A 10,798-nucleotide genomic window follows, 5' to 3' on the forward strand; every position below is an offset into this window, starting at 1 on the left:
TAGCATTCATTGTTGAGACACTCGTTTTGCAATGTAGCGTGCAAAGTCATAGTTGGGACGTTCCAGGTGGCTCAAGTGGCCAGGTTTCGCCAGCGGCGCTCGCACTCCGCGCATTACCGCCTCCACACCTAGGCGGTCTTCAGCATTGACTTCGTCGAGCAAGGTTTTAAGGCTACTCAGGTATTCGGCAGCCTTGGGATCGTTCATGAACTCTGGCGACAGGCCGCCGCCAAAGCGGATGTGCACCTGATCCACACCGTGCGGCTGCAGGATCAGGTACCAGAAATAGCCAGGGGTCAGGGTAATCAAATGGCTGGGATAAATGCTTAGCAGCGCTGTGGTCTTGCGCCAGTGACCTTCCAGGTGCTGGTTGTCAGGGTGCGCGTTACCAATCGCAAGCGACGCTTCCTTGGTGATCCAGTGGTAATTGAACGCCTCAGAGCCCGGCGGGCATTCCATTTCTTCGAGCCGCGAGTGCGGCCCGACCGTCGCCCGATGCAGCATGGGCAGGTGGTAACTTTCCATGAAGTTCTCGGCCAGGATCTTCCAGTTACTGTCCCAGATGTGTTCTTCCTGGAAGGTCTCGACGTAGTCCTCCATGTGGTAGTGTCCGATCAGATCGTCGAGCTCGCTTAGGTGCTCATTCAAAGGTGGCAATTGTTCGTCCAGCGTCACATAGACCCAGCCTTGCCAAACCTCACAACGCACGCTGGGCAACTGGTAATCACTTTTGCAAAAGCCGCTCTGGCGATCCATTTGTGCCGCGCCGCGAAGCTTTCCTTCCAGGTCGTAGCCCCAGGCGTGATAGGGGCAGACGATCGAACGTACATTGCCACTGCCTGTCAGCAGCACCGACATACGATGCAGGCAGACGTTGGAAAAAGCGCGGATCTGCTGATGGTTATCGCGAAGCACCACCACCGGCTGGCCAGCTAAATCACAAGTCAGATAATCGCCGGTATTCTGCAAACGACTGGCACGGCCCACACACAGCCATTGCGTGCGAAAAAGTTGCTGCTTTTCGAGTTCGAGAAATTGTGCAGAGGTGTACACCTCTGGCGGCATCCCCCGGGCATCGGCAAAATCCCGACTACAGTTTGCCTGCAGCGTTGTGGTGAGTTCGGCCACGGGTGTGGGAATGATCAACTGTGTCATGAAGGTTCCTCGAAAAGACGTTGCAGCAAGCGCTATACGGCGCGAATACGACTGATTGCGGCGCATAACTCGTGTGTACGGCGAGTCATTGAAAGGATGTTGGCCGAGCAGGAAGGATAAATAAAGTAGTAAAAATGTGCCTTGAGCATATAAAAATAATGCCCAGGAATGAGCGCTTCTGGTACGTCTCGCGTCCTTTTTTGTGCGAATCTGACACGACCTTATCGCTACTTCAAAAGGCGCCAGGCTCGATCGCTTTGAGACAGATGTCGATCTGTGGAGTGATTGTGGCGAATCGGATCATCCTGTATTGAACTTGCATTTGCCTTGAGTAAAAGCGCATGCGAGTCATGCGTAGCTTCCTGCTCTACTTTGGGGCACGGGACAAGCCTGGGAAGAGGTAAAATGGCAGCTTACAACCTGCGACAGCTCAAATACTTCGTCACCACAGTCGAGTGCGGCAGCGTAGCGGAGGCGTCACGCAAGCTATATATCGCACACCCTTCGGTTTCCACCGCCATCAAGAACCTAGAAGACAGTTTCTCTGTACAGCTGTTCATTCGCCACCACGCTCAAGGTGTCTCGTTGACTCCCAGTGGCGCACGGTTTTACCGCAAGGCGCAGGAACTGCTGCGAGTGGCTCACGAGTTCGAGCAAAACGCCCTGGCCGACAACGATGTGGTTTCCGGGCAGATCGATATCGGCTGTTTTGAAACCGTTGCGCCACTCTATCTGCCGCGGCTGATCGCAGGCTTTCGGGATCGCTGGCCTGGAGTGGAAATTCGTATTCGCGACGGCGAGCAGCAGGAGCTGGTCCAGACGTTGACGTCGGGCGGCATCGATCTGGCGATCCTTTACGAACACGACCTGGACAGCACCATCGACACTCTGCACTTGATGGCGCCGCAACAACCCTATGCCCTGCTACCCGAGGGGCACCGTTTCGCCCATCAGGCAAAAGTTTCGCTCAACGATCTGGTGCTGGAGCCCATGGTGTTGCTCGATGTGCAACCCAGTCGCACCTATTTTGTTAGCATTTTCGAGGAACGCGGATTGAGCCCGAATATCCTGTTCAGCTCACCGTCCATCGAAATGGTCAGGGGAATGGTCGGTCGCGGTTTCGGCTTTTCTATCTTGGTGACGCGGCCGCACTCCGATTACACCTACGACGGCCAGAAACTGGTGTGCGTGCCGTTGGCAGAACAAGTAACAGGCTCAGGGCTTTCGGCAGCTTGGCTGCGCCGCGCGCCGTTGACCAAACCAGCGCAACTGTTTGTCGATCATTGTCGGGAAATGCTAGCCCCCAAGGCGGAGGCCTGAGTTCAGGCGTGGAGCGAGCGAGCGATGCGGTCGAGCATCGCATCGCACGCGTCCAGCTGTTCAACACTGACGAACTCATCGGGCTTGTGCCCCTGGTCCATACTGCCGGGACCGCAGATCACCGTCGCAATGCCGATGGCGTCGAAGAGCCCGCCTTCAGTGCCAAAGGCAACCGTTGTGAATTCGCTTGAACCACAGAATTGCGCAATCAACTGTGCCGCCTGGCTCTGGGAATCGGTGGCCAGCCCCGGATAAGTCGATAACTCGGAAAAGCGAATGCTGCTTTGCCCGTTGACGGCGTGCATCTTCGGCAGAACTTCTTGCTCAGCGTAACGCTCAAGCTGGTCAGCCACCTCACGCGGATCCTGCGCAGGCAGCGCACGCACTTCAAAATCAAAACGGCAATCCGCCGGGACGATGTTGAGCGCCTTGCCACCGGTGATGACACCGGTCTGCACCGTGCTGAAAGGCGGATCGAAGCGCGAGTCGTGCCGTTCAGGGGCGCGCAACCGCGCGCCGATACGGCCCAGTTCGCCAATCAACTGTGAGGCATATTCGATGGCGTTGACACCTTGCGGCGCATAGGCCGAGTGACATGCCACACCCTTAACATCGCAGCGCATGGCCAGTTTGCCTTTGTGGCCGAGCACCGGTTTGAGTTCGGTGGGCTCACCAATGATGCACAACAGGGGCTTGAGCGGCCGCTGCGCCAGCTCGGCAAGCAATGAGCGTACGCCCAGGCAACCGACCTCTTCGTCATACGACAAAGCGATATGTACCGGCATGCGCAGCGGTGCCGCCAACAGCTTGGGCACAGCAGCCAGCACGCAGGCAATGTAGCCCTTCATGTCAGCGGTGCCGCGACCATAGAGCTTGCCGTCTTTCTCCGTCAGCGCAAAAGGCGCAACTGTCCATGCTTGGCCATCCACCGGAACCACATCGGTGTGACCGGACAGCACGATACCTGGAACGTTGTCCGGACCCAGCGTCGCAAACAAGTTCGCCTTGCTGCGCTCGACGTTGAAGATCAGTTCGCAGGGCACGTCCAGCTGGGCCAGATAGTCGCGTACAAACTCGATCAGTTGCAGGTTCGATTCGCGGCTCGTGGTGTCGAACTCGATCAGCGAGCCCAACAGTTCTCGGCTTCTGCTCACTTACTCATCCCCTGGAACGCCATAGCTTGGGGCCTTGGTCGGATCAAGGGCGCGGACAATATAGTCCTGCATTTGCGGGCGGTAAGCCGCCCACAGTTGCGCCAGTTGCCCGATAGGATCTTCGTCCGCCCAGTCGACCCGTAGATCGACAATCGGCCAGGTCAGTTCACCAACCACCACCATGGCGGCCGAATGAACCGGACCGGCCTCGCCACCGGCAGCGACGGCGGCTTGCATCGCCGTAAGCAGGCGGTCGGCCAACTGCCCACCACTGTTTTCAAAGGTATGCACTAGCGTCTCGATCACCGCTCCATCGGCCAGCATATTGCCTGCCCCCACGCATTGTTCCCCGGCCAGAGCATTATGTTTGCCCAGCGTTTCGCTGCCGCTGAAATGGGCGGTCCGGCCCAGGTGATCGATCGCTGTCAGCTGGCGGAACTGGGTGTAGCCATTACTGGTCAGCGCTTTGTCCAGCGCGTCGGCGGGGGATAATCCACTCTCCATTTGCTCGAGCACTTGAGGCCCAAGCGCCGGTAAGGTGATGTTCTGCGTGGCGACGGCGCCGACCCCGGGACATAGCCAAGGGCAACGTGCGCCCACCGCGATGCTGGAAGAACTGATGGCGATGCCCAGTTGCCCGGTTTCGGCGCAACGAGCGACGATTGAAAACGTCATGGTGTGTTCGTCCTTTTTATTCAGGAATGACCGCGATCACGTCGATTTCCATCAGCCACTCCGGCTGTCCCAGCCCTGAAATGACCAGTCCGGTGGAAATCGGAAATACCCCCTTGAGCCATTTACCGATTTCTTGGTAGACCGGTTCCCGGTAGCGGGGATCGATCAGGTAAGTGGTGGTCTTTACGATGTGGCTCAGATCGCTGCCTGCCTCTTCGAGCAATTGTTTGACATTTTTCATCGCCTGCTCGGCCTGGGCCCGAGGGTCGCCGAGGCCGACGAGGTTGCCTTCAAAGTCAGTGCCTATCTGGCCGCGGACATACACGGTGTTGCCTGCACGCACGGCCTGGCAAAGGTCGTTATCCAGACTTTGATTGGGGTAGGTCTCTTTGGTGTTGAACATGCGAATGCGAGTATGGGTCGGCTGGGTCATCCACGTTTGCTCTTTCAGGTGGGCTGTGACGGTATTCTCCCCATACGCCACAGTAGGCGAAACGAGGTTTTTTATGGTGTTTGGTAACGTAAAAAATGCTTAGTGCGCCGTAAGCGCGAAACCCTCCTGCGAAATTGCACTGAATCGCCCCGGGCTTCGTGGAGGTCTCAACTCTTGAGAAGATGAGGTCATGAGAAAGTCCACTACCTACCCCCCTAAATTCCGTGAGCGTGCCGTGCGCATGATCCTAGAGCACTTGAGCGGTTACCCATCCGAGTAGGCAGCCATTGAGGCGAATGCTCCGAAGATTGGCTGTGCCGCGCAAACCCTGCATGGTTGGATTCGTCGCCATCAGACCAACACTGGGCAGCGCTCGGGTCAGACCAGTGAAGAACGCGAACGCATCAAGGCTCTGGAGCGAGAGAACCGTTAGCTGCGCAAGGCTAACGAGATCCTACGCCTGGCAAGTGCGTATTTTGCCCAAGCGGAGCCCGACTGGCCGGCACCCCTGCGTCGCACCAAGGCCTGAAGGCATTTGTCGATCAGCATCGTGACCGTCTCGGGGGCGAGTCGATCTGCCGCGTCTTGCGGATCGTCCCGTCCGCTTACCGGAGGCATGCGGCGGGGCTGCGTAACCCTGCGCTGCGTTGTTGCCGTGTTCGCCGCGATGAACTACTGAAACTGTAAATCTAGCGCATGTGGAATGCCAACATGCAGTGCTATGGCGCGATGAATGTCTAGAAGCAGCTCCGGCGAGAAGGCATCAAAGCTGCCAGATGCAGGGTTGAGCGATTGATGCGTCAGGCTGGATTGCAGGGCATAAGGCGCGGCCAGATCGTGCGGTCAACGGTAGCAGGTGAGCAGTCAGCCTGCCCGCTGGATCGTGTTTAGCAGCAGTTCCGTACCGACCGCCCCAATCAGCTGTGGGTATCGGACTTCACCTACGTTTCGACCTGGCCGGGATGGCTGTATGTGGCCTTCGTGATCGGCGTGTTTGCGCGCAGGCTGGCGTGTCAGTACCAGCATGAAGACCGACTTCGTGCTGGATGCTCTGGAGCAACCCTTGTATGCGCGCCAGCCACATCGCACAGGCGACCTGATTCACCGCAGCGACCGCGGTAGCCAGTAAGTCTCGATTCGCTACACCGAGCGACTGACCGAAGCTGGAGTCGAGCCCTCGGTCGGCAGCAAGGGCGATAGCTACGACAATGCCCTGGCTGAAACCATCAATGGCTTGTACAAGTCTGAGCTAATTTATCGTCAATCATGAAAGAGCCGTGAAGCGGTGGAGCTGGCTACCCTGCAGTAGGTGCACTGGTACAACAATGAACATCTACTGAGCGCCATTGGCTATATTCCGCCTGCAGAGGCTGAGGTAAACCTCTACCGGCAACAAGCAGGTCAGGCTATAGCAGCCTGACCAAAACGGAACGGCCTCCACGAAACTCGGGGCGATTCACAATCGCGAAGTATGCCCTCATTACGAAACATCACGATAAGAGAGGTATCGGCGTTGGGTCTCGATGTGGTCGGCAACGTACTTGGCGTCGTGCCAAACGCCCCAGATGAATGACGAACCGCGTCTGGACTGCCACGGCAAGCCTAGGAAGTAAATGCCAGATTCATACGATACACCGCGCTGGTGCCTTGGTTTACCATTCGGTTCAAAAGTGTCTACATTCAGCCAGCTGTAATCTGGTGCAAAACCGGTTGCCCAGATAATCGAGGTCACGCCAGCCTTGGCCAGATCCAGCTCAAGAATGGGTTCGCTCACGCACGCAGGTTCCGGGTAGGTTTCCCGCGCTTCAGGCTCCTGCGGAAGATCAAGACCATTACGCTCAACATAAGCGTCTGCCGCGTTCAGCAACGACAGGTAGTTCTCATCTCCACGCGCCAAATTGGCCGCCAGATCTGCTTGGAAAGTCACCACGCTGTCATTGAAGGATTGAGTCAACCCCACCAGCGTCACTCCTCGGTGGGCCAAGCCTCGAAAATCAACGGTACGACCGCCATGAGCACCACTCACTGCAATGGTGACGTGTTCCCTGCCAGGCCTCATGGCCATAGCGTCCCACTCGCCGAGCACCCCCAGCCACCAGCAAAAGTCCCGATTGCGGTAGGCACGAGGCGGACGATCATGCTGACCCACCGAGAGGTACACCTGTCTGCCATCACGCTGCAGTTCATCGGCAATCTGCACTCCCGAAGATCCAGCTCCGACCACCAGTACAGCGCCTTCAGGCAATTGTTGAGGATTGCGGTACTGGGCCGAGTGAATTTGCGTGAGTGTTTCATCCTTGGGCGCAATTGACGGAATGACGGGGCGCTGGAAAGGTCCAGTTGCAGCCACTACGCGGCTGGCTTGAATCACACCCTCGGAGGTTTCGACCGTAAAGCCCGGCCGACCGACATTGCGTTCTACCTTCTTCACTTCCACGCCGGTGCGGATAGGGGCCTTGATGTTCTTGGCATAGGTTTCAAAGTAATCGGCCACCCGGTCCTTATGCGCAAAGCCGTCGGGGCTCAGATCGTCAAATTTAAGTCCCGGAAAACGATCATGCCAAGCGGGTCCGTTGGCGACTAGCGAATCCCAGCGTCCTGTACGCCAGGCTTCGGCGATACGATTACGTTCCAGAACCAGATGCGGCACGCCGAGATTGCTCAGGTGCTCACTCATGGCCACCCCAGCCTGGCCAGCGCCGACGATAAGGGTGTCTATTTCTATATTTTCATCTGACATGTCTGTGTCCTTCACAGAGGGTGTTCGATGCATTCTGTGCAGATACGCCCAATAGCGAAATTATGTTTTTTATCGTCGAAAGGCAGGAAAAAGCTAGGCCCGGCAGCAGAGCAGGTTGAGGTGGGCAATTGCACAGACTTGACGACCCATTTGCATTCCTGATTACGTACCAAGCTCAGCTGCATAATTGGAATCCCCTGCCACGGTTAACTTTATGAATAACCAGTCAGAGGTGTCCCATGGCCCGTAATCAGGCTCAATCCCAGCCCGGCCTTTCGGTCACTAACGTCCTTAAGCGCTAAGCAAACGAGGAGCAGTGTCGCGAAGCGCTCTTCAAGCTACGTTGACCAGCCAACTTCATCTGCCCCGAGTGTGGCCATCAGGGCGCCTGCTGCCAATTGGCGCGGCGGCTGGTGATATTACCGAGCTTCTGCTTCCGGTCGGTTTCAGCCTCTTTCCAGGGCTGCAGCCGACCCATTGCTGCCTTTCGTGACGGGCAACAATCGGCCCAGACTGCGTAAAAACGCGGCCCTTCCCTTGCTATGATTTCTTTGGACTCATCGCAGGGACTGCCCATGAAGCGTTTCATCCAAGGTGAAAGTCGCAGCCAGACGACCTTACTGCCCGAAAGTCTCGACGACTACGTCGCAGACACCAACCCAGTACGGGTAGTCGATGTCTTTGTGGATGAGCTCGATCTCGACAGTCTGGGTTTTGAAGGCGACGTCCCAGCAGAAACTGGCTGACCTGCTTACCATCCTGCTCGGTAACCCAGCTGGTTGTGGAAAATTCGGGGGAAACCATTGCCCCGGAACACCTTGAGAGCTTGCTCGACCGGTTCTACCGCGCGGATCCTGCCCGCCGCGAAGGCAGCCTCAGCAATGCAGGACTGGGCCTGGCCATCACGCGCTCCATCGTCGAGGCGCACCATGGCAAGATCTGGTGCACCTCATCCAATGGCCAGACCGCATTCCATATGGAATTTCCTCGGCCAGAGGGCTCGACAGCGGGGCAATGACAACAAGTGAACGCACAGCGCTGCCGGAAATCTGCCTGCTGGCCTAGGCTGGTTATACAAGTTGAGAACAGGCAGCGTACAGACTGGCTGCTATCTGCTGCTCGACGCGGATTGCCACACAATTGCGAGGAGAGTGCGAATGCAGTCAATCAAGTACTTAGGTTTAGGGCTGATGCTGAGCGTGCTGGCAGGGTGCGATATGGACATGAACGGGATGCATGGCTCCAATTATGCTGGCAAAAAATTCTCCAGTAACGGTGAGCGGATCTACTTCACTGGCCGCAGCCAATCCGGAACAGCGATCTCCTTTAGCGGTGGCAACATGCATGCTCAAGGACACCAGGGCGGCTGCGTGAGCTGTCATGGTGAGAATCGGCAAGGCGGGCGGCGCATGTACCCAATGTTCTGGCTCAAGACACCGCCGCTGACTGCGGACGCCCTATTCGATGCCCATGATCAAGGGCATGGAGATCATGACGCCTACACGCTCGATGCGCTGAAAGTGGCCATCACCCAAGGCAAAGATCCCTCTGGTAAGGAGATGGATACATCGATGCCGCGCTGGTCCATGGGCGAAGAGGACTTGAATGATCTTGTGACGTTTTTGGGCCAAGGCTCTGCGCACCTCCCGAAAACTCCCCACAACGAATAGCGGGCAGGCCAACCTGCTCGATCAAAGGAGGCGAAGCTCGTAGGATGGGTTGATCGCAGCGATACCCATCACGTAATCGTCCGAATCATTGGGCGACGCCCTTAACCCGAAGAGGCCACTTAATACTGACGGTACTCCTGCTCGGCTTACCTGCCGATGACGGGTATCGCTGTGCTCAACACCATCCTACGGTGCCGGGCTTTTTCAGCGGCCGCTTATGGCCGATTCCATTCCATCGTGACCGGCTGCTGTCGGCCATTGCTGCCGGAGGGAAAAGGCAGCAATGGCCGGCCCCGGCTGTGTCAAAAGACTGCATGGGATAACCTTGCGCCATGAATCAATCATAAGGCTGTGAACTGAACGATGGGTTTTGAACAACTAGCTGAGCTACGCGACCGCCTACGGTCCGAAAAAGTGCAGGTAAAGACTGATAGTGCGAAGCAGCCTATACGCAAGCCTTCTGAGCAGGCTAAGCCTCGCGAGCAAGATCCTGCGGTGGAGGCGATCTGGCGATTGCAGAAGCACTTTCCATTGACCTTCCCGGTCAATCCGGCCCCCAAGGTTCCGCTTAAGGAAGGTATTTTAAAGGATGCCGAGCAACATCTGGAGCTGCTCGGAGTATCCAGCGAACAGCTCAAGCAGGGCATCGCTACCTGGTGCCGGGGAAGTCGATATTGGGCAAGCATGACGGAGAATGCGCCGCGCTTGGACCTAAGCGGTCAGGCAGTTGGAATGGTAACGGCGGCTCAGGCGCTGCATGCGAAGCAGCAGGCGAAGCGCCAGCGCGGACAAGCACGACGTAATCAGAAAACGCCGAAAGAGCGTATTCAGGATAAGGCCGTCGATACCACTGTGGAACAGATCGTGGATTAAAATCACTCGCGCTCAGCACCGAGTCGCCCGATCACTGACAAGGTGCGCGAGGCGATGATGAGGCGGGTCGAAGAGCGGCAAGTGGCGGGTACCGCCTGTCAGATGTGCCCGCTGCCGGCCAGAAGCGGTCATTCAATACGCCTACAAAAGCAGGGTCGATTCAGTCAGCTGCCGGTAATGCGTAGTCATCTGCGCTTGAATCCTTTGGTGTGAGGGCCTGGATTCTACCGGTGTGGCTGGCTCTCAGTCTCTCGTTTCAAGCGTTGCACTTATTCTATGAATTCAGGTATGAATTCAGGGAAACATTGAACAACGCTCGATTGGCCTATGAAAAGGCCTAGAAAAATTTTGGGAAAATGAGGGGAAGAAGAAAGATAAATTCCAGAAGGAAATTGAAGATGATTTTTTCTGATGGGCCTTAAATTTCATGATCTGAGGCACGAAGCAACTTCCCGACTTGCTGAAACATTTCCACTGCATGAATTAACGAAAATTACAGGACACCAAGACTCACGCATGCTAATGCGCTACTACCATCCCCGGACAGAAGACCTAGCAAAAAACCAAAGTAAGACCACTGTAAACCATAACTACATTTTGTAGCAGACTATTATTATCTCAAAGTAAATGCTTGCTCATATATCAGACTCTATAAAGTAAAACTTTGTTTTTCCAATAGCAGAAAAAGATACTATCTTATCATTAACAAGTGCTTGCAAAGTGCACAACACCTGGGTTCTTGTGAGTCCAGTTTTGCTTACAATGCTTTTCAACTGAA

Annotated in this window: 9 protein-coding genes, 3 pseudogenes and 1 other annotated feature; of the genes and pseudogenes, 7 read left to right on the forward strand and 5 right to left on the reverse strand. The window is 56.1% G+C overall.

What is annotated here, in order from left to right:
* Positions 1 to 6 precede the first annotated feature (6 nt).
* Positions 7 to 1,155 carry an aromatic ring-hydroxylating dioxygenase subunit alpha gene (locus B2D37_RS15575; RefSeq protein ID WP_079203543.1) on the reverse strand — a complete coding sequence of 383 codons (1,149 nt, stop codon included), beginning with the start codon at positions 1,153 to 1,155 and terminating at the stop codon, positions 7 to 9.
* A gap of 405 nt (positions 1,156 to 1,560) precedes the next feature.
* Here B2D37_RS15575 and B2D37_RS15580 point away from each other — a divergent pair, with 405 nt between their 5' ends.
* Entirely contained in the window at positions 1,561 to 2,475 is a 915-nt protein-coding gene (locus tag B2D37_RS15580; protein ID WP_079203544.1) for a LysR family transcriptional regulator, read from the forward strand.
* Between the two features lie 2 nt (positions 2,476 to 2,477).
* Here the strand turns inward: B2D37_RS15580 and argE are convergent, their stop codons facing one another.
* The 3 genes from argE to B2D37_RS15595 are packed head-to-tail and all read right to left on the reverse strand — an operon-like array spanning position 2,478 to position 4,737.
* The gene (gene argE, locus B2D37_RS15585; protein ID WP_079203545.1) at positions 2,478 to 3,629 is read right to left on the reverse strand and encodes an acetylornithine deacetylase; all 1,152 of its coding nucleotides are present in this window, start codon (positions 3,627 to 3,629) and stop codon (positions 2,478 to 2,480) included.
* Positions 3,630 to 4,304, reverse strand: coding sequence for a DUF1028 domain-containing protein (locus tag B2D37_RS15590; protein WP_079203546.1), 675 nt, complete (start codon positions 4,302 to 4,304; stop codon positions 3,630 to 3,632).
* A 16-nt stretch (positions 4,305 to 4,320) separates the two neighbouring features.
* Positions 4,321 to 4,737: a RidA family protein gene (locus tag B2D37_RS15595; RefSeq protein ID WP_079203547.1), complete on the reverse strand. Its 417-nt coding sequence runs from the start codon at positions 4,735 to 4,737 to the stop codon at positions 4,321 to 4,323.
* A 190-nt stretch (positions 4,738 to 4,927) separates the two neighbouring features.
* Between B2D37_RS15595 and B2D37_RS15600 the strand changes: the two are divergent.
* Positions 4,928 to 6,157, forward strand: a pseudogene (locus B2D37_RS15600) (IS3 family transposase).
* Positions 5,206 to 5,337 (forward strand) — a sequence feature (AL1L pseudoknot). It overlaps the preceding pseudogene by 132 nt.
* Positions 6,158 to 6,217: 60 nt before the next feature.
* Here B2D37_RS15600 and B2D37_RS15605 read toward each other — a convergent pair.
* Positions 6,218 to 7,477: an NAD(P)/FAD-dependent oxidoreductase gene (locus B2D37_RS15605; RefSeq protein ID WP_079203548.1), complete on the reverse strand. Its 1,260-nt coding sequence runs from the start codon at positions 7,475 to 7,477 to the stop codon at positions 6,218 to 6,220.
* A gap of 575 nt (positions 7,478 to 8,052) precedes the next feature.
* On the opposite strand from B2D37_RS15605, the pseudogene B2D37_RS23160 reads away from it, so the two are divergent.
* The 5 genes and pseudogenes from B2D37_RS23160 to B2D37_RS23780 all read left to right on the forward strand — a co-directional run.
* A pseudogene (locus B2D37_RS23160) lies at positions 8,053 to 8,220 on the forward strand (IS5/IS1182 family transposase); the annotation flags it as partial.
* A gap of 32 nt (positions 8,221 to 8,252) precedes the next feature.
* Positions 8,253 to 8,495 (forward strand): annotated as a pseudogene (locus B2D37_RS15610) (ATP-binding protein); the annotation flags it as partial.
* A 139-nt stretch (positions 8,496 to 8,634) separates the two neighbouring features.
* Positions 8,635 to 9,147, forward strand: a complete 513-nt coding sequence (locus tag B2D37_RS15615; protein WP_079203549.1) for a cytochrome c — start codon at positions 8,635 to 8,637, stop codon at positions 9,145 to 9,147.
* A gap of 363 nt (positions 9,148 to 9,510) precedes the next feature.
* On the forward strand, positions 9,511 to 10,020 hold the full coding sequence (locus B2D37_RS15620) for a ProQ/FinO family protein (RefSeq protein ID WP_079203550.1): 510 nt from the start codon (positions 9,511 to 9,513) through the stop codon (positions 10,018 to 10,020).
* Between the two features lie 411 nt (positions 10,021 to 10,431).
* Positions 10,432 to 10,623 carry a tyrosine-type recombinase/integrase gene (locus tag B2D37_RS23780; protein ID WP_256573087.1) on the forward strand — a complete coding sequence of 64 codons (192 nt, stop codon included), beginning with the start codon at positions 10,432 to 10,434 and terminating at the stop codon, positions 10,621 to 10,623.
* Positions 10,624 to 10,798 lie beyond the last annotated feature (175 nt).

Origin of the sequence: Pseudomonas sp. CC6-YY-74, from assembly GCF_002025205.1 — a bacterium.
Taxonomy (GTDB): Bacteria; Pseudomonadota; Gammaproteobacteria; order Pseudomonadales; family Pseudomonadaceae; genus Aquipseudomonas; species Aquipseudomonas paeninsulae.

Coding starts and splice junctions, on each gene's coding strand:
- B2D37_RS23780 (WP_256573087.1), top strand. CDS start 10,432: ATGGGCCTTAAATTTCATGATCTGAGGCACGAAGCAACTTCCCGACTT.
- B2D37_RS15575 (WP_079203543.1), bottom strand. CDS start 1,155: ATGACACAGTTGATCATTCCCACACCCGTGGCCGAACTCACCACAACG.
- B2D37_RS15580 (WP_079203544.1), top strand. CDS start 1,561: ATGGCAGCTTACAACCTGCGACAGCTCAAATACTTCGTCACCACAGTC.
- B2D37_RS15590 (WP_079203546.1), bottom strand. CDS start 4,304: ATGACGTTTTCAATCGTCGCTCGTTGCGCCGAAACCGGGCAACTGGGC.
- B2D37_RS15605 (WP_079203548.1), bottom strand. CDS start 7,477: ATGTCAGATGAAAATATAGAAATAGACACCCTTATCGTCGGCGCTGGC.
- B2D37_RS15595 (WP_079203547.1), bottom strand. CDS start 4,737: ATGACCCAGCCGACCCATACTCGCATTCGCATGTTCAACACCAAAGAG.
- B2D37_RS15620 (WP_079203550.1), top strand. CDS start 9,511: ATGGGTTTTGAACAACTAGCTGAGCTACGCGACCGCCTACGGTCCGAA.
- B2D37_RS15615 (WP_079203549.1), top strand. CDS start 8,635: ATGCAGTCAATCAAGTACTTAGGTTTAGGGCTGATGCTGAGCGTGCTG.